Origin of the sequence: Nonomuraea helvata (assembly GCF_039535785.1) — a bacterium.
In the GTDB taxonomy this organism is placed as follows: Bacteria; Actinomycetota; Actinomycetes; order Streptosporangiales; family Streptosporangiaceae; genus Nonomuraea; species Nonomuraea helvata.
The window spans coordinates 2081499-2099506 of the sequence record NZ_BAAAXV010000009.1; the positions used below are offsets into that span (position 1 = coordinate 2081499).

Below are 18008 nucleotides of genomic sequence, written 5' to 3' on the forward strand. Positions count from 1 at the left end.
ATGTGACAGAGATCCGCCCTCGCGGTGTGTCATCCCGCGTGGGAGGTGGGCGTTCGGTCTCATCCAATCCGAGGCAGTCTCACCGATCACGAGAGCGCCCCGGCTCAGGTGGTTGAGGACACGTACCGCTAGCACGCCGGAGGCACGGGCGACACTGCTTTGGAAATTCGTCAGATCGGGAATCGCTGTTCGTGGCCGAAGCGTCGCCGAGGGGATCAGGTGGGGCGTGGTCCGAGGTCGTGGACGGTTCGGGCGAAGGCGCGGATGAGGTCGTTCTCCGACCCGGTGTGCCACACCGAGGCGTACGGCAGGACGTCCATGTCGCGGACGGGCACGTAGACGATGTCCGGCCGGGCCCAGTACCGGGTCATGTGGACGGGATAGGGGGCGACGATCTCACCCATGCTGACCAGGGCCAGGACTTCCTCTGTGGGTGGCGGAATCGGAAGGTGTCCCAGTAGGGGCGTAGCTCGTTGGCATTGATAGGGATCATGCCGACCCGCAGCACGGCACTGACGCCCTGGGCGGCCAGGCGGGCACGTTCCAGGCTGTCGAGCACGCCGAGGTAGGCCGGTCCCAGGTCGTCGCGCAGTTGCTGTCCCAGTGGGGTCAGGCGGATCCGGTGCCGGTTGGAGCGGTCGAACAAGACGCCGCCGAGGCGCCGTTCCTGCTGACTGATCGCCTGGCTGACTCTGGCCTGCGATACGTGGAGGCGGGCAGCGGTCCGGCCGAAGTGCAGTTCCTCGGCCAGGGTCAGGAAGATCTCGATATCCCTGAGCTCCATGCCCTCCCCCCTCGCCTCATAAGGCACCTGTTATGGGGATCATACGGAATCCGGCGTTGATGCAGGCAGACGCGCTGCTGGAGGGTGAGGGGCGTGGGGCCGGCCGGAGATCGCGGACCTGTTGGCAGCATGCGTCACCGTGCCGGGCCCGGATGACATGGGCCGGGCGGTCACACTCTCGCCTCGCGCTGGGTCATCACAACGACCAACCCCGGCGCGGTCCCGCACCGGCGTCTGCCTAGCAAGGAGAACACTCATGCAAGCTCGGATGAAGAACCCGGCCTACGTTCTGCCCGACGGCCTCACGGGGATCCAGACGCTTCTCAAGAGCGTCTACTCCGCCGGCGCGTCCCAGGAGGTGCTGGAGCTGACCGCGCTGCGCGCCAGCCAGATCAACGGGTGCAGCGCCTGCGTGCACTCCCATCTGCGGAACCTGAAGAAGGCCGGCGAGAGCGACGAGCGCATCGGCAACGTGGCCGCCTGGCAGGAGGCCCCGTTCTACACTGACGCCGAGCGGGCCGCGCTCGCCCTGGCCGAGGCCATGACCCGCAACATGGCCGACCGATCCGGCGAGGCGGTGCCGGATGACCTGTGGGACGCCGTGGCAGATCACTACGACGAGAAGCAACTGTCGGCCATCATCCTCAACATCGCCGTCACCAACATGTTCAACCGCCTGAACGCCACCATCAAGGAGCCCGCCGGCCAGAACTGGGGCTGACCCGCATCCTCAAATCCGCCGGGCCGTCGGTGTGACGGTCCGGCGGTGATCTGCCGTGGCCTTACCACTGCACGGGCCGGCCGCCGGCGCAGAGCCGTACGCATACCGGCCCCGCTGCGCGCCCGGTCCCCCTCTTCTCTGCTCCTCCCGCTGTCACCATTGAAGGAGACACAGCATGTCCGCCCCATCGACCACCCTCACCCGCGTCTGGCCGCGTCGGCTGATGACGCTGTTCTACTGGGTCCTGGCCGTGGAGTTCGTCATCGGCGCGGTGACCAAGTACTGGCCGGGCCCGACGTTCTTCGGGCCGGCGTACTCGGCGAAGTTCGCCGACTGGGGCTACCCGCCCTACGCACGCTTCGTCGTCGGCACGATCGAACTCATCTGCGCGATCCTGCTCATACTGCCGGACCGGCGCTTCAAGTTTCTGGGCGCTGCCACCCTGGTGCTGGTCTTGACCGGCGCGGTCACCACCCACATCGTCAACCACGACCCGATCTACGAAAGCGTCTCCGCCCCCACCCATCTGCTGATCATGGCGGTCATCGCCCTCGCCACCTGGCCGGCCGACTGGCGGGACCTGTTCCGCTCCCGCTCGGCGCTCACAGCCCAACATGGTGACTCCACGTGATCGTGAGGCCGCTGAGCGACGAGTCCGGCCTTTTCCCTCTTCAGGCACCCGGTAGGCAGGCCGGGGGTGCCGGTAGAGCGAGGCCTTGGGGATTGCCGGTTTTGGTGCCTGATCTGTCCCAGCGGGTCGCCCAGGACCCGCCGGGTGAGAAGCCTCGCTGACTCCGGTGAGCAGCCGCATCCCACAGGCGGCTGCTCGGCGTACCGCTCTGTACGATTTGGCGTGATCTTCGAATGGTGTAAGGAGCTTCTGCTCGATGACTCTCCCAGCCGCCCGCACTCCCGAACAACGCAAGGTCGACACCCTGCACCGGCTCGAGCATGATGTCGATGCCTGGGTGGCCACGGCCGGCCCCGGCAGCGGGGAGCCGTACATGGTGCCGCTGTCCTTCCTGTGGGACGGCGCCACCTTGCTGATCGCCACTGCCGCCGCCAGCGTGACCAGCCGCAACCTGGATGCGACAGGGAAGATCCGGCTCGGTGTCGGCCCCACCCGCGACGTGATCTTGATCGAGGGCACGGCCCAGCCTCTGCGTGTTTCCGAGGTCTCCACCGAGACAGCGGACGCCTTCGCCGCCAAGACCGGTTTCGACCCACGTGAACTGACCAGCCCGTACCTCTACTTCCGCATCCGACCGCAACGCATCCAGGCCTGGCGCGAAGTCAACGAGCTCAAGGACCGGGAACTCATGAGCGGCGGCCACTGGCACGTGCCCTGAACAGCTCAGCAGCGGCATCATTCAGGGACGATCAACGACCTGCCTCCACCTCGGCTTTCAGCCTCGACTGGTCGATCCAGCCGACGACCGGCGCCATATCGCCATCGCGTCAGCGTGGGCATATTCATCAGCCATGACACGGTGCGCAGAAGATGCCTGCTGCCAGTCTTGAGCGCCGGAACGTCGGGGCTATCGGCCAAGCGCCCAGCGGAAACGGTGCCCTATCCGGGATTGCCACTCCCCATGGTGTTAGGTATACGGAGCAATGATCATAAGTAGCAAGGAGTGAGGGATGTATCAGGGAGTGCATGCTGCCATCCTGGGGGTCATTTTGCTGCTGGGGCTGACGGCCTGCTCGAACGACGCAACAGCCGCGCAGTTCAACCCATCCCAGCTCACCCAGGCCCTCCCCAGCAAGCTCAGCGTCCCCCAGGGATGGGAGGGCAACCAACAGCAGGTGGTGGACGGAAGCAGGGCTCAGGAGCGGTGCCAGCAGGAAAGCGCCCCGAGCTGCGCAGGAGTGACCTCTCTCGGCTCGACCCTGTACGAGCAGACGGGCTCATCAGATACGAGGATGCGGTTCACGCTGATTGCCTACGACACGGTGGAGAACGCCAAGGTGGGCGCGAAAGCATTGATCGCCTCTGAGCATGGCGATGCGGGAGACAAGCTGAAGGCGCTCAGCATCGAGACGGGGGCTGACGAGACAGACGCCTTCACCGAGAATGAGCATTCAACGGCGGTCCTGCGCGTCGGCACTGTTGTGGCCTTCCTGGCGGGTCTGAACCTTGCCAAGCCCGATGACATGCAGATGCTCGCCAAGCTACAGGTCGACCGCATCAGGACCGCCGCTACAGGCAAAAACCCCGATGCCTCTTGAACGGCAGGCACTGCGCGTTGTCGGGCCTTCCGACGTTGTATGTCGTCGATCTCGGCGAACGACACGCTCGGACTCGACGACGTGCTCGGCATCGTCTTCGTACGGGCCGAAGGTCTCGTGCTCGCCCGACCCGCTCGCCAAAACACGGGCGTGTCCAGTCAGTGACCGTACAGTCCCGCGGCCCCGGAGGTAATGCACGTGCAGGGGCGCTCGCGGCCGCTCCCAACGCACACGGCGACCGCTACCGCCGCGCACGTGCGGCTGATTTTGTTGGCGAGTATCGGGTCTGGAATGTCGGTGAGAAGTAGCACCACCCAGAGATCCGGTACTCGCCCCCCGGCACGGTGCCGCCAGGCAGAAGGCCGGTAAGGGCTGATCGTTGCGAACTCGAACGACAGCGTAACAACGCAGTTCAGCCAAGCAGGTTCTTTGCGCAGATCCAGTCCAAGCCATCACTCATTCGGCGGGGCCAACGCCTGGCGGTTCATCGCCGTGCTCTTCATCATCGCCGACGACCCGCACGTGCGGATCCGGGACATCGCCGCTGCGATCGGCATCACCGAGCGCGCCGCTGGCAGCATCGTGAACGACCTGCCCGAGGCCGGCTACATCGAACGGCTGCGAGAAGGCCGGCGCAACCGCTACGCGATCATCCCAGATCAGCATTTGCGGCATCCCACCCAGTGCGCCATTCCCGTCCAGACGATCCTCGACCTGTTCATCCAGAACGACTCCACCGGGGGCAAGCCAGGCGAGGGTCTGTACGGTCGTCTCTGACTGGACACACCCGGCCCAGTAACGCCCAGCCCACCGTGGCCGATCGGCTCAGCGGCGGACGCGGTAGCGGATGTGGGTGGCCTCTGGGGTGTCGATCACCTGAATGATCTCCAACTCGATCTCCGACGGCAGGACGTCGAACAACCGGCGCCCTGCACCCAGGAGTACTGGAATGTGGTGGATCTGCACTTCATCCAGCACTCCGGCCTGGAGGGCCTGCTGCACCGTGTACGCGCCGCCACGAATCTGGACGTCCCGTTCCCCGGCGGCGGCCTTCGCCTGCGCCATCGCGCTTTCGATCCCGTCGTTCACGTAGGTCACCAGCGGATAGCCCCACCTGGCGGCCGGGCCGGGCGGCCGGTGGCTGGGGACGAAGATCGGCAGACCGCCGTGAGAGCCGCCCCAGTGGTCCATGAGCTCAGCGGTCCGCCGTCCCGCGAGGATCGCACCAGCCCCGTTCCATTCGTCTTGGAACTGCTTGACCGGCCCGGGATGCTGGTCCGAGTCAGCCCACTTGTGCAGCCGCTCGCCATCGTCGCCGCCGAGGAAGTCGTTGGGATCGGCGATGTACCCGTCGAGGGACATCGACATGTCGAGCACTGATTTGGACATGGCCCACTCCTTGTCTTCAACGGCGTGGCTCCTCGGCCACCGGCCGCTCCCTAGTTCGGAGATTAACTGTGTCCCCCGAACACTGTGTACGCTAGAGACAGTTTTGGCGGATGGCAAGTGGGAGGCGACATGTCGGCCAACGAAGATCCAAGGGCACTGGCCGAACTGTTGTGGGGCCTGCGGAAGCCGCGCACCAGAGGCCCCCGGCCCGCTTTCGACCTCGCCCGGCTGGCCGACACCGCCGTCAAGGTCGCCGATACCGAGGGCCTGGAGGCGGTCTCCATGCACCGCATCGCCGCCGAGCTCGGCCTCACCAAGATGGCCCTGTACCGCTACGTCAACGGCAAGACAGAGCTGATGGCCATCATGATCGAGGCGGCGGTCGGCACACCCCCCGACCTGAGCGGGGCGGCCGGCTGGCGGGCCAAGCTGGAGGAGTACGCCCGCGAACTGTCCGCCGCCTGGCGGCGCCACCCCTGGCTGCCGTCGGTCACCGTGGGCGACCGCGTCATGGGCCCACGTGAGACCGCATGGCCCGAAACAGCCCTCAGCGCCCTCACCGACACCCCCCTGACCGAACGCGAACGGCTCGACGCGGTCATGATGGTGTCCCACCACATCCGCGCCACCCACCCGGCCGCCACCCAAGGCACTCAGACCTGGACGGACGGCAGCGCCGCCCCCATCATGCGCGACCTGCTACTCCTCAACGCCAGCCGTTTCCCGCTGCTGGCCGCCACCGTGGCCATCCCCTCGACCACCACCACGCGGGAGTTCGGCCTCCTCGCCCTCCTTGACGGTCTCGAACGCACCATCACCCAACGCACCCACAACAACGGCGATGAACAAGCGGCTTCGCGCCCAGATCCTCCGTAAGCGGCGACCACCAGCGGGCTCCCGAACACGATCTGCGACAGAGCCAGTGACCGTACAGACCCCACCGATGTGGTGACACCGGATATACGGATCAGATTCAGCGGAGCGCGCGTACCTCGGGATAGGGGTGGTCGCCGGACAGGAGCGGTGAGGCGCGGTGCCGGAGCGCCTGGTCGGCGAACTGGACGACGTAGTCGTCCTGGATCCGCAGCCCGCGCGCCCCGTCGATGGACTCAAGCGGAAATAGGGCGCGGAGCGGCGCCGCCAGGTAGATCACGGCGTAGTCGGTGAAGTTGAAGTGGCCGGTGCCGAGAATCTCGTAACGCCAGAACGGACCGGTGCTTGCAGCGACCAGGCGCCGGGTCACGTCGCGCATGGCCACGTTGTCAGCGTCGCTCGCCTGGCAGCTGCCGGTGACGCAGGAGTTGTCGCCGCCGAGGATCATGGCGGGCGCGCGGAGCCCGTCGCGGACGACGCTGCCGTACAGGGCTCCGTCCAGGTCGACCGCACCCGCGCAGGACGGGTCGTCGTGGCAGGCCTGGAAGGCGGTGGCGCCGCCGAAGGAGTGCCCGATGTAGAGGGGGTGGCCGGTGTCCACGTGCCCGGCCAGGCGAGGGTCACGATCGAGTTCGGCGGCGCGGGCGACGACGAATCGGGCGTCAGCCGTCCAGACGTCCAGCACCCGGACGGAGAGCGCCACGTCGGAATCCTCGGGCTTGCCAGCCGGCGTGCTGGTCACGACGCGCCCGTGCATGACGCTGACGTTGGCGCTGTAGGTGGGCGTCAGGGCGGCCACCAGATAGCCGTGGCTGGCCAGGTCTTGGGCCAGGGTGCTGAAGACCGGGGCGTTGAGTCCCAGCCCCGGCATCAGGACGACCAGCGGGAAGCGGCCCGGCGCCACGTTCGCGTCGTCGACCGCCCGGGTGCGTACCGCGGCGAAGCTGCCTTCGCCGAGCCCGGGAAGCGGGGTCGGGATGTGCTGCCGCTCCCATGGGCCAGGGGTGTAGGGCGCGGACGGGCTGTCGGTGTCCCGCTGCGCGGGGTACCAGATCCACACCGACAGTTCGCGCGGGCCTGTTCGCGGAGCGAGGGGGTCGGTGCGGCTGGTGTCGGTCCATTCCCGGAACGTCCGCCCCACTCCGTACGCGCCGGTCGGCGCGGGTAGGTCCTGTGGCAGCACACGCCGTACGGTCACGGCGCCGAGGTACCCGACGATCAGGATGGCGAGCGACAGCGGCAGCGCGACCAAGATCCGGGAAATGCGGCGCCTGCGGGTTCTGAACGCCTGCGCCAGCAGGGTGACCAGCGCGACGATGCCGGCCAGGACGGCGGTGAGCCGGCTGATGTCGCCCAGGGTGTCGAGCGGATAGTCGAGCAGGTAGCCGATCCCCTCTCGGAAGGCGATGGTGACGGGGACGCTCACGGCCCCGCCGTACAGCCCCGCCACGACGACCGGCATGCGACGGGACGGCCGGGCCGGGTGCAGGAGGCCGAGGTGGGCGTTGAGCGGGACGAGCAGCGCGACCAACAGGCACGCGCCGACGATGACCCGGAAGGCGGCGGCCTGCAAAGGGTGCTGGCCCAGGCCGTCGCCGACCGCCTCGGCCAGCGCCAGCCAGCCCGACACGGCGGTCGCAAGCAGCACCGCCGCAAAGATCCGGTGCCTGCGCAGCCACTCGACCGGCCGGCGGGCCCAGCCGACCGGTACTCTCAGGCGCTCAGCCGCGGCCACGAGGTCCTCGACCCAGTCGGTGTCGTCCCTGGTCACGGGGCCTTCACGGCGCAGCGCCACCGTCACGGGCACGGCCGACAGGGTCACGACCGCCAGTCCGGCGATCAGCAGGTACTGCTGCCATCCCCGCACGTCGGCGTGCGCCCCCGCGGCGACCGACCCCCAGCACGTCACCACGGTCGCCGCCACCGCTGCCAGCACCACCCGGACGCCCCGCAGCAGATTGCCGGAGCCGGGCCGTACCCGGACGCGGATGGCGATGGCCAGCGCCAGGGCGGGGACGAGGAGTTCGGTGCAGGAGATCACGACGTCATAGGGATCGTCCTGCCACGGGCTGAACGCGCGCACCGCGCGGAACTGGGTGGTCAGCAGGATGAACGCGGTGAAGGCCACGGCGGACGCCATGCACCACCGCAGGGCTCTGGAGAACGTCACGCCCGCACGCTAGTACGCGAGACGTTATATCGTCAAACGTAATAGCGATGGAGTGCCCGGGCGACGCTGAACATCGAGCACAGGGCCGCCACCCCGCCGACCGCGACGCCTGCCAGCGTCAGCAAGGTACGGCCGGCCATGGCGGCCGCGACGCCGTCCACCACCGCGACCGCGCCGAGCAGGACCGCCACCACCCCGGCCAGCAGCACGGGCCGCCGCATCACCACAGCCGGCGGCCGGGCATGCCGCAAGGTGACGACCGGCCCCACCGCGACCGCGAGCACCATCGCCCCGAAGCCGATCACCCACATCAGCACGCCCGCCAGAAAGCCCGCCGAGAGCCGGTGCGGCTGCGCGAGCAGCAACGCGCCCGCGACCTCGACGCCCACCAGGAGCGCGCCCGGCAACAGCGGCGCCAGCAGGCGGCGGTCGCGCGCGGGCAGCAGCACCCGCAGCGCGAGCAGCGCCGCGCCGGTCGCCGCCACGACGCAGCTAGCCACCGCCAGCCACCCGGCCAGCCCCACCAGCGTGCGCACCTGCTGCGGCGTCCCCGGCGACGGCGGATCCAGCAGCAGCCGATCGAGCGCCGGCGCCGACCAGATCCCCACCGACCAGGCCACCCATGTGGTGGCCAGCGTCGCCTGCAGACGCCGGCGGGCGCGCGCCTCCCCATCACCCGCCAGTGCCGGACGCAGCCACGCCCGCGCGGCGCCCAGCACGAGGTCCATCACCACGCGGGAGCCGCCGCCCACCTCCTCGACCAGCGCCGCGAGCTCCTCCCCATAGCGCTCGCGAAACCACGGCGGATAGCAGGCCAGCACAGCGCGGGCCGCCAGAGCGCTCATCGGACCGCGCCCATGGACAGCCGGCTCAGCCCGACGGTGGCGAAGCGCGACATCTCGGCCAGACGTTCGGCCAGCGCCGCAGCTCCCGCCGCGGTGATCCGGTACGGCCGGCGCCGCTCCTCCCCCGGCAGCCCCTCGACCAGGCCCTGAGCCTCGAGCCTGGACAGCGCGGCGTACAGGGTTCCCGGGCCGAGCGTGATGCCCGCCTGCTCCTGGACATCCTTGATGATCGCGTATCCGTGTTTGGGCCCCTCGGCGAGGCTGCCCAGGATCAGCAGCGGCGGATTACCCCAGCCCAACGGATCGGCACGACGCGCCACCACGCCCCCCGTAATACGTCAAACGATAGTCTGTGAAGCAATCCTACTGTGGCGCGCCTGGCGGGAATCCCGCGAAAGGCGTGCCCAGGAACCTGGTCCCGGAGCCGCAGCCAGGCGCAAAACCTGTGCTGAGCGCTGATGTGGCTCACGTACGGCAAGCCGCCCCGATCACCGTCGGCGGTGGCGACCTGGGCGTGTGGCTAATGTCATGCGCCTGAAATTCGTCGGCAATATTTGGAGAGGGATTCGAGGATCTCTTCGGCGGTCTTGGTCCAGACGAACGGCTTCGGGTCGTCGTTCCACTGATCCATCCAGTCGCGGATGTCCTTCTCCAGTGCTTGGACGCTCTTGTGGACTCCGCGGCGGATCAACTGGTCGGTCAGGTAGCCGAACCACCACTCAACCTGGGTTATCGACGAAGAACCGGTCGGGGTGAAGTGCATGTGGAAGCGAGGGTGGCGGGCCAGCCAGGCTTTGATCGCCGGGGTCTTGTGGGTGCCGTAGTTGTCACAGATCAGGTGGACGTCCAGCTCGGCCGGGACCGTCTGGTCGATCGTGGCCAGGAACTTCTTGAACTCGGCGGCGCGGTGCTGGCGGTGCAACTCGCCGATGACGCTGCCATGGGCGATGTTGAAGGCGGGAACATGGCGAGGCTCCCCATGACCTGGCCGCCGCAGCCGCTCACGAACGCATCGCCGAGTGCGACCGCAAACTGGCCCAGCATCGCGCGGCCCTGGAGGCGGGCGCCGACCCGGCTCTCATCACCCAATGGATGGCCGAGACGCAGGCTCAACGTGTAGCGGCTCAAGTGCAACTGCGTCAGACCGGCGGCAAACGCCGCATGACAGGAGAGGAGATCGAAAACATGGTGAATGCTCTCGGGAACCTTGTGCAGGTCCTCTTCGAGGCCGACCCGAACGACAAGGCGGAGATCTACACGCAACTGGGTTTGCGGCTGACCTACCAGCCCCAGAAACACCTAGTGGAGGCTCAGCTTCAGCCGAACCTCCACATGTGCAAAAGGTACGTGTCCGAGGGGGGACTCGAACCAAATCACTATGCCCGGATCGCCGCGGCCGACCTTCTCCTGGGTGAGGAGGCCTGAGCAGCGATGGAGCCGAACATGCGAGCCGTGCGCCGCATTCGGCGCACGACGATCACGGGGGTTCTCCTTCTCGCGGGCATCGCGGCGGTCGTGTCGTTCCGCCATATGAACGAGCTCTGTCTCCGCCACGGTGAGGATCGCTTGGCAGCGGTGCTTATCCCGCTCGCGGTGGACGGCGCGATTGTCGTGGCCTCGATGTCCATCCTCCTGGCCAGCCGGTACGGTTCGCGAGGCGATTTCCTGGCGTGGACCATGTTGACCGTCGGTAGCCTGGCCAGCCTCGGAGCGAACACCGCAGTGGCCGAGCCGAGCCTGATCGGGCGCGTTATCGCGGCTTGGCCAAGCGCCGCCTTGATCGGTAGCTACGAGCTGTTGATGTCCCAGATTCGCCGAGCTTCTGCCAAGGGGCCCAACGTCGCGCAGGTCGATGTAATCGGGACCGAGGAACCGGTCAGTGACGATGATCATAGTCCCCCGGAGTCGGCAGATTCTCATGAGCGTGAGACGGGAGATCTACGTCGAACGGCATGGCAATGGGCGGTGGCGAATCGCCTTCCTGATGGGGCGCTCCCGTCGGGTCGGATCATTGCTGAGCAGTTCGCGCGGAGTGCGCGGTGGGGGCGCTGGATCAAGCGAATAGGCCTTGAGGGAAAACTGGGAGAGCGTGATCGCTCTACTGCCACATAAATGATCGAGGTGCAGCAGCTCTGCGTCACCGAACTTGGCGAGGGTGTCGGCGGAGATCTGGGTGTCCTTGCTGGGGCCGTCCGCCGACCGACTTGTGGGCGGACTGGTCCTCCGGCGTAGCGGCGAGGCCGGATCTCCGCGTGCTCATTCGGCTCGCCAGCGCCACTCGTAACTCCGAATCGATGGGCTTCGGCGGATCTGCCTGACGTTGTCGGTCTTCGTGCCTAACATGTGCGCGGGGATGGTGAGGGGATGGAGTTCGAAGAGATCAGTGCGCTGCGACGGCGGAGTGTCGCATGGCGGTTGCTGCGTGCTGATCACGCGCCCCTGGTGTTGGGCTTCCTCGGGCGGGTGTTCGTTGATGAGAACGCGCGGTCCGTTTCGGCAGCGGATTTGGCGGGTCGGCTGGACGATGAGCTGTACGCGCTGAACGAGCGGCTGGGTGAGGGGACCTTCCCGAAGACGGCCAAAGCGTACCTCGATGACTGGGCTGATCCTCGGGCCGGATATCTGCGCAAGTATTACCCGGAAGGGTCGGACGAGCCGTACTACGACGCGACACCGGCGGTGGAGAAGGCGCTGGCGTGGCTGCGGTCGCTGACGGATCGGTCGTTCGTCGGCACCGAGTCACGGTTGAACACGATCTTTGATTTGCTGCGGCAGATGGTATTCGGGGCCGAGGCTGATCCGGAGGCCCGCCTGGAGGAGCTGAGGCGGCGGCGTCGGCAGATCGATGAGGAGATGGCGCGGGTGGCAGCCGGGGACTTCGAGCCGCTGGGGCCTACCGCGCAGCGTGAGCGTTATCAGCAGTTCACGAGTACGGCGCGGGAACTGTTGGCGGATTTCCGGGAGGTGGAGGCGAACTTCCGGACGCTCGACCGGCGCTTGCGGGAGAAGATCTCCACCTGGGAGGGGTCCAAGGGCGCGCTGTTGGACGACATTCTCGGGAGCCGGGAGAGCATCGCCGACACCGACCAGGGCAGGAGCTTCCAGGCGTTCTATGACTTCCTGCTGTCGAGTACCCGCCAGGAAGAGCTGGCGGGGTTGCTGGAGCAGGTGCAGGCGCTGGAAGAGATTACCGAGCCGGATCCGCGGATGCGGTACGTACACCATGACTGGCTGGACGCCGGTGAACGTACTCAGGCGACCGTGCGGCAACTGTCGGAGCAACTGCGGCGCTTCCTGGACGACCAGGTGTGGGCGGAGAACCGGCGAGTGGTGGAGATCGTCCGGAGCATCGAGAAGCATGCGCTGACCGTGCGGGCGTACGCGGACCTGCCGGTGACCACGGAACTGGAGGGATCTGCTCCGGAGCTCGGGTTGCCGATGGAGCGGCCTTTGTACGCGCCGCGGGTGCGGCGGCCGATCAACAGCGCGTCGATCGAGGCGGGCAGGCAGGAGTTCGAGGCCGATGCGCTGTTCGAGCAGTTCTACGTCGACCGGGCGGAACTGGCGGCCGGTGTACGTCGGGCGCTGCAGGGACGCGCGCAGATAGCGCTGGCCGACCTGGTACGTGAGCGACCGTTGACGCATGGACTGGCCGAACTGGTGAGTTACCTGGCACTCAGCGACGACACGTTCTGTGTGGTGTTCGATGAGGGGCGCGTCGACGAGGTGGACTGGATCGATGAGGAGGGGACCGAACGGCGGGCGAAGCTGCCGCGGGTCACCTTCGCCCGTACGGAGGTGAGCCCGTGAGCGCGGAGTTGTCGCTGGCGGTCACTCAGGTGATGAAGGGAGTGGTGTACCGCGACACCCATGAGAAGGCGTGGCGGTATCTGCTCGATCTGCAGGCTCAGGTCCGCGACCACGTGGCAGTGCTCGGGCTGTTGCTGGTGATCGATGAGGCCGAAGGATACGCGTTCTTGCGCTCGCGGCCCGAGCAGGAGGGAGAGGAAGGACCGCCTCGGCTGATTCCGCGCCGGTCGTTGTCGTTCCACGTCAGTCTTCTCCTGGCGCTGCTGCGCAAAAGGCTGGCCGAGTTCGACGCGCGCGGCGGCGATATCCGGCTCATGCTGACCAGGGATCAGATCGTGGAGATGCTGGCGATCTTCCTGCCGGAGGGAAGCAACGAGGCGCGGCTGGTCAATCAGGTCGACGCCCACATCAACAAGGTGGTCGAGCTGGGCTTTCTTCGGCGGGTCACCGGTCAGGACAACCTGTTCGAGGTACGGCGGATCCTCAAGGCGTTCGTGGACGGTCAGTGGCTGGCCGGGTTCGAGCAGGGCCTGGCCACGTACGCGGTTCAGCTGTCGGGGACGGAGGAGAAGCCGTGACGGAGGCACTGTTCAGCTCGGTCGAGCTCAGCGGCGACGAGGAGAAGAGCCTGGCGGGGTACCGGCTGAGCCGGCTGGAGCTCTACAACTGGGGTACCTTCCATGACAAGGTGTGGACCTTCCGGATCGACGGGCGTAATGGTCTGCTCACCGGTGACATCGGCTCGGGCAAGTCGACGATCGTGGACGCGGTGACCACGCTGCTGCTGCCGGCACAGCGCATCGCCTACAACAAGGCCGCTGGTGCGGAGACCAGAGAACGCAGCCTGCGTTCGTACGTCCTGGGTTTTCACAAGTCACAGCGCAACGAAGAGACCGGTACCTCTCAGCCGGTGGCACTGCGCGGTGCGGACTCGTTCTCAGTGATCGTCGGCGTGTTCGCCAACGAGGGGTACGAGGCGACCGTGAGCCTGGCGCAGGTGTTCTGGATGAAGGACGCCAACCAGCCGGAGCGGTTCTACGCGATCGTCGATCGTGACCTTTCGGTGGCCGCCGACTTCGCGGACTTCGGCACCGACATCGCCGCATTAAAGCGGCGGCTGCGTGGAGTCGGAGCCCGTACGTACGACGCCTTTCCCGAATACGGCCGGGACTTCCGGCGCCGGTTGGGGATCGAGTCGGAGCAGGCCATGGAGCTGTTCCACCAGACGGTGTCCATGAAGTCTGTCAGTGACTTGAACGAGTTCGTCCGCGACCACATGCTGGAGCCGTTCGAGGCCGCCGTCTGGACGGCCAAGCTGATCGCCCACTTCGACGATCTGACCCGCGCGCATGATGCGGTGAAGCGGGCGGAGGAGCAGCTGGCGGCACTGACGCCGCTGCTGGCCGAATGCGAACGCTATGAGGCCCTGCGGACGGAAGTTCGTGGGATGGAGGGACAGCGGGTGGCGCTGCGGTACTTCTTCGCCGACCGGAAGGCCCGGCTGCTACGGCAGCGGATCGATCAGCTCGGTGAAAGGCTGAGCGACCGGCAACGCGAAAAACAGGAACTCGCTGACCGGATCAGAGGCCTCAAACGGCGACTGGACAGCCTCGTAGCCGAACGAGACGGCAAGGGCGGAGCGCGGATCGGTGAGCTGGAGAAGCTGATCGACGAGGCCGAGCGAAACCGGGACGACCGGGCCGGCCGGGCCAGAGTGTTCGCCGACCGGCTAATCCGTGTCGGCCTGGCGCCCGTGGAGACCACGCAGCAGTTCGCCGCACGGCTCCGGGAGATCACCGTCATGGCGGAGGCCACCGAGAAGAAGCGCGCAGAGCTCCAGACAAGTCTGGAAGAGCTGGGGCTGAAACGGCGGCGGCTCGCGGAGCGGGCGGAAGAGCTCGGCAAGGAGATCCTCAGCCTGCGCAGTCGCAAGAACAATTTGCCCAGGAAAAGCTTGGAGCTGCGGGCCTGGCTGTGCCGGGAACTCGACGTACGGGAGAGCGACCTACCGTTCGCCGGGGAGCTGATTCGGGTCCGACCGGAAGAAGACCGGTGGGAAGGCGCCGCTGAACGATTGCTGCGCCCCTTCGCGCTGTCGATGCTGGTCGCTGAAGACCTGTACACCGAGGTTTCGGACTGGATCAACGAGCACCATCTCGGAACCCGGATCGTCTACTACCGGGTCCCGGCCGCCCTCCCGGCCTGGAGCCCGGACAGCCGGGAGAACGGTCCGGCGCTGGCGGCCAAACTCGAGATCAAGGACAGTGAGTTCTATCCGTGGCTGGAGCGGGAGCTGGCGGTGCGGGCCGGCCACCTGTGCGCCGAGACGATGACCGAATTCCGCCGCGCCGCATACGCGGTCACCACTGCCGGTCAGATCAAGGGCGGCCGCGGCCGGCACGAGAAGAACGACACCACACGCATCGACGACCGCAGCCAGTACGTGCTGGGCTGGACCAACGAACAGAAGATCGACGCTCTGCTCCGACAGGCGGCCACCGTCCAGGAACAGCAGAACACCCTGAGCACCCGGCACGGCCTGCTGCAAGGTGAACACGACACCTGCCTGGATCACATGAAGGTCTTGGCTCAGCTTGCCGAGACCATCGACTTCAGCGAGCTGGACTGGCACAGCCAGGTCAACCTGGTCGAGGACCTAGCCGCAGAACTGGCCAAGCTCCGGCAGGCCTCCAGCGAGCTCGAACGCCTCACCAGCGAGATCGATGCCGTCAACGGCGATCTGGAACAGGCCCAGCTCGATCAGGAAGCCTGCCTGAAGAACATCGGCGGCCTGGAGAGCCAGCTGAAGACAGCAACCGAAGAAGTCGGCAAGTCCGTAAGGATCCTCGCCGAACCGGCCGCTGCCGGGGCCGTGACACATTACGGCGACCTGGAAAAAGCATTCCCCGGCACCGGTGATCCGGCGGACTGTGACCCGGCCCAGGCCGAGGCAGGTGCCGGCCTGAGTGAGAAGATCGACCGCCGGCTCAAGTCACAGAACAGCCTTGCGGGCAAAATCGCCACCCAGATGGCGTCCTTCCGCGGCAAATACCCGAACGAGACCACCGACTTCGACGACTCGGTTCACTCAGCGCCTGGTTACCGAGAACTGCACGACCGGCTCGTCGGTGACGATCTGCCCCGGTTCCGCGAACAGTTCAAGACCTACCTCAACACCAACACCATCAACGACATCGCTGGGTTCAGCTCCAAGCTCAGCCAGCAGGCCGACCTGATCCGCCAGCGGGTCGGTGTCATCAACGACTCGCTGCTCGCCGTCGAGTACAACCCCGGTCGCTACATCCGCCTGCAGGCCGAGCCAAGCCCCAACACCGACGTACGTGACTTCCAGGCCCAGCTGCGGGAATGCACCGCCGGGACGCTGTCGGGCAACGCCTCCGACCAGTACTCGGAAGAAAAGTTCCTCCAGGTCAGTCGGCTCATCGAACGGTTCCGTGGTCGCGACGGCCTGACCAGCGAGGACCGTGTCTGGACCAAACGCGTCACCGATGTCCGCAACTGGTTCGTGTTCTCGGCTTCCGAACGCAACCGCTTCGACGATTCGGAACACGAGACGTACTCCGACAGCAGTGGCAAGTCCGGCGGGCAGAAGGAGAAGCTCGCCTACACCATCCTGGCGGCCTCACTGGCCTACCAGTTCAAACTCGAATGGGGCGTCACCCGGTCCAAGACCTTCCGGTTCGCGGTGATCGACGAGGCATTCGGCCGCGGCTCGGACGAGTCGACCCGGTTCGCTCTCAAGCTGTTTCGCAGCCTCGGACTGCAGCTCATGATCGTCACACCGCTGCAGAAGATCCACATCATCGAGCCGTTCGTATCGGCCGTCGGCTACGTCGACAATGTCAACGGCCAGTACTCCCGGCTGCAGACACTCACCATCGAGGAGTACAAGGCCCGCCAGATCGCTCACGCAGCGGGCCTGCGCCCATGACCTGGACGACGCCGGACGATGTCCGGGCCTTGCTCACGAGGCGCTGGTCGTCAGGCAGATACCTGACCTGGCTCGCCACAGGAGAACCCTGGCAGCCGATCGACGTGCCGATCCGCGGACCCCGCCCGAGCGAGCTGGCGGCTCGGTTCGAGGAGGTCCGCACCTGGGTCGCCCAATGGGAGAAGCAGACCCGGCTGCGCGTGGAGTACAAACCGATCGGCGGCCGGACCATCGGCGCGAACACCATCCCCGCCCGCGCCTGGATCGACGACCAGGAAACCCTCTGGGCCCTGCTCAAGACCACCGGTGACGTCCGCACCTTCCGTGTCCTCCAGGCCGACTCGGCTGGATCACCTCAGATCGCCGCCTGGATGGCCGCCAACCCCATGAAGGTGCTGGCTCTCGCCGACACCTGGCAATCGATCGTGGCGACCGTCCACTGGATCGATCAGCATGCTCGCCAAGGCCTGTATCTGCGGCACATCGACGTACCTGGCGTCGACACCAAGTTCATCGAACGCCACAAGGGGGTGTTGACCGCGCTCCTCGACGCTCAACTCGACCCGACGCGCGTCCGCGACGATCTGCCACGTTCCGACTTCGAAGGACGGTACGGCTTCCGCAAGAAGCCCCAGCAGGTCCGCTTCCGTCTGTTGGACGACGCGCATCTGGCTGGTTTCACCGACCTGACCGTGCGTACCGAGGAGTTCACCTCTCGACCCGCCCCGGTGACCACCGTGTACGTCGTCGAGAACGAAACCAGCTATCTGGCCTTCCCCGCCGTGCCTGGTGGCATGGTCATCTTCGGCAGTGGTTACTCAGTCGGCGTGCTGGAATCACTTCCGTGGCTGGCCAACACCGAACTGATCTACTGGGGAGACATCGATACCCACGGTTTCGCCATCCTCGACAGGCTCCGAAGCCGGTACCCGCACGTCGTCTCCATGTTGATGGACCGGGACACCCTCCTGGACCACCAAGCGCACTGGGCCCAGGAACCCAGCCAGGTCACCCAGCCCCTTGCCCACCTGACGGCGGCCGAGGCGGGCCTGTGGCACGAGCTGCGCGCTCACAGCCACGGGCCCTCGATCCGCCTTGAACAGGAACGCATCCGCTTCTCCGCGATCACTGAAAAGATCCAAGCAATGAATACGCCGTGACGACCCGCGCGACCCCAAGCTGCTGGGTATGAAGAGTGCTCCAATGGATTCGGCGTCGCAACATGCCCGAACCGA

General features: G+C 66.7%; 19 protein-coding genes. 12 read left to right on the plus strand and 7 right to left on the minus strand.

Going from position 1 to position 18008, the window contains the following annotated elements; translation table 11 throughout:
- Nucleotides 1-215 precede the first annotated feature (215 nt).
- The gene (locus ABD830_RS43090; RefSeq protein WP_345000379.1) at nt 216-371 is read right to left on the minus strand and encodes a hypothetical protein; all 156 of its coding nucleotides are present in this window, start codon (nt 369-371) and stop codon (nt 216-218) included.
- A complete protein-coding gene (locus tag ABD830_RS43095) occupies nt 368-784 on the minus strand; it encodes a LysR family transcriptional regulator (RefSeq protein WP_345000381.1) in 417 nt (138 codons plus the stop codon). The genes ABD830_RS43090 and ABD830_RS43095 overlap by 4 nt, the downstream gene beginning before the upstream one ends.
- A 256-nt stretch (nt 785-1040) precedes the next feature.
- Between ABD830_RS43095 and ABD830_RS43100 the strand changes: the two genes are divergently transcribed.
- The 5 genes from ABD830_RS43100 (at nt 1041) to ABD830_RS43120 (ending at nt 4511) form a co-directional block, all read left to right on the plus strand.
- Nucleotides 1041-1505 carry a carboxymuconolactone decarboxylase family protein gene (locus ABD830_RS43100; protein WP_345000383.1) on the plus strand — a complete coding sequence of 155 codons (465 nt, stop codon included), beginning with the start codon at nt 1041-1043 and terminating at the stop codon, nt 1503-1505.
- A 175-nt stretch (nt 1506-1680) separates the two neighbouring features.
- Nucleotides 1681-2136 carry a DoxX family protein gene (locus ABD830_RS43105; RefSeq protein ID WP_345000385.1) on the plus strand — a complete coding sequence of 152 codons (456 nt, stop codon included), beginning with the start codon at nt 1681-1683 and terminating at the stop codon, nt 2134-2136.
- A gap of 256 nt (nt 2137-2392) precedes the next feature.
- A complete protein-coding gene (locus ABD830_RS43110) occupies nt 2393-2854 on the plus strand; it encodes a pyridoxamine 5'-phosphate oxidase family protein (protein WP_345000387.1) in 462 nt (153 codons plus the stop codon).
- Between the two features lie 292 nt (nt 2855-3146).
- Nucleotides 3147-3734: a hypothetical protein gene (locus ABD830_RS43115; RefSeq protein ID WP_345000388.1), complete on the plus strand. Its 588-nt coding sequence runs from the start codon at nt 3147-3149 to the stop codon at nt 3732-3734.
- A gap of 492 nt (nt 3735-4226) precedes the next feature.
- Complete coding sequence (locus ABD830_RS43120) at nt 4227-4511, plus strand: helix-turn-helix transcriptional regulator (RefSeq protein ID WP_345000390.1); 285 nt, start codon at nt 4227-4229, stop codon at nt 4509-4511.
- Nucleotides 4512-4559: 48 nt separating this feature from the next.
- Here ABD830_RS43120 and ABD830_RS43125 read toward each other — a convergent pair whose 3' ends face one another.
- Entirely contained in the window at nt 4560-5123 is a 564-nt protein-coding gene (locus ABD830_RS43125; RefSeq protein ID WP_192783973.1) for a dihydrofolate reductase family protein, read from the minus strand.
- A 129-nt stretch (nt 5124-5252) separates the two neighbouring features.
- Here ABD830_RS43125 and ABD830_RS43130 point away from each other — a divergent pair, with 129 nt between their 5' ends.
- Nucleotides 5253-5999, plus strand: a complete 747-nt coding sequence (locus ABD830_RS43130; RefSeq protein WP_345000393.1) for a TetR/AcrR family transcriptional regulator — start codon at nt 5253-5255, stop codon at nt 5997-5999.
- 97 nt (nt 6000-6096) lie between these two features.
- Here ABD830_RS43130 and ABD830_RS43135 read toward each other — a convergent pair whose 3' ends face one another.
- The 4 genes from ABD830_RS43135 to ABD830_RS43150 form a co-directional block, all read right to left on the minus strand.
- Complete coding sequence (locus tag ABD830_RS43135; RefSeq protein ID WP_345000395.1) at nt 6097-8166, minus strand: alpha/beta hydrolase family protein; 2070 nt, start codon at nt 8164-8166, stop codon at nt 6097-6099.
- 32 nt (nt 8167-8198) lie between these two features.
- The gene (locus ABD830_RS43140) at nt 8199-9011 is read right to left on the minus strand and encodes a hypothetical protein (protein ID WP_345000397.1); all 813 of its coding nucleotides are present in this window, start codon (nt 9009-9011) and stop codon (nt 8199-8201) included.
- Nucleotides 9008-9334, minus strand: coding sequence for a PadR family transcriptional regulator (locus ABD830_RS43145; protein ID WP_345000399.1), 327 nt, complete (start codon nt 9332-9334; stop codon nt 9008-9010). The genes ABD830_RS43140 and ABD830_RS43145 overlap by 4 nt, the downstream gene beginning before the upstream one ends.
- 203 nt (nt 9335-9537) lie before the next feature.
- Complete coding sequence (locus ABD830_RS43150) at nt 9538-9933, minus strand: transposase (protein WP_345000401.1); 396 nt, start codon at nt 9931-9933, stop codon at nt 9538-9540.
- Nucleotides 9934-10103: 170 nt separating this feature from the next.
- Here ABD830_RS43150 and ABD830_RS43155 point away from each other — a divergent pair, with 170 nt between their 5' ends.
- The 6 genes from ABD830_RS43155 to ABD830_RS43180 all read left to right on the plus strand — a co-directional run bounded on the left by ABD830_RS43155 (nt 10104) and on the right by ABD830_RS43180 (nt 17933).
- Nucleotides 10104-10436, plus strand: a complete 333-nt coding sequence (locus tag ABD830_RS43155; protein WP_345000403.1) for a hypothetical protein — start codon at nt 10104-10106, stop codon at nt 10434-10436.
- Nucleotides 10437-10454: 18 nt separating this feature from the next.
- The gene (locus tag ABD830_RS43160) at nt 10455-11123 is read left to right on the plus strand and encodes a DUF2637 domain-containing protein (protein ID WP_345000405.1); all 669 of its coding nucleotides are present in this window, start codon (nt 10455-10457) and stop codon (nt 11121-11123) included.
- A gap of 252 nt (nt 11124-11375) precedes the next feature.
- Nucleotides 11376-12821, plus strand: a complete 1446-nt coding sequence (locus ABD830_RS43165; protein ID WP_345000407.1) for a DUF3375 domain-containing protein — start codon at nt 11376-11378, stop codon at nt 12819-12821.
- On the plus strand, nt 12818-13399 hold the full coding sequence (locus tag ABD830_RS43170; protein ID WP_345000409.1) for a DUF4194 domain-containing protein: 582 nt from the start codon (nt 12818-12820) through the stop codon (nt 13397-13399). The genes ABD830_RS43165 and ABD830_RS43170 overlap by 4 nt, the downstream gene beginning before the upstream one ends.
- Nucleotides 13396-16773 carry an ATP-binding protein gene (locus ABD830_RS43175; RefSeq protein ID WP_345000411.1) on the plus strand — a complete coding sequence of 1126 codons (3378 nt, stop codon included), beginning with the start codon at nt 13396-13398 and terminating at the stop codon, nt 16771-16773. The genes ABD830_RS43170 and ABD830_RS43175 overlap by 4 nt, the downstream gene beginning before the upstream one ends.
- The gene (locus ABD830_RS43180) at nt 16770-17933 is read left to right on the plus strand and encodes a Wadjet anti-phage system protein JetD domain-containing protein (protein ID WP_345000413.1); all 1164 of its coding nucleotides are present in this window, start codon (nt 16770-16772) and stop codon (nt 17931-17933) included. Before ABD830_RS43175 ends, ABD830_RS43180 begins: the two co-directional genes overlap by 4 nt.
- Nucleotides 17934-18008 lie beyond the last annotated feature (75 nt).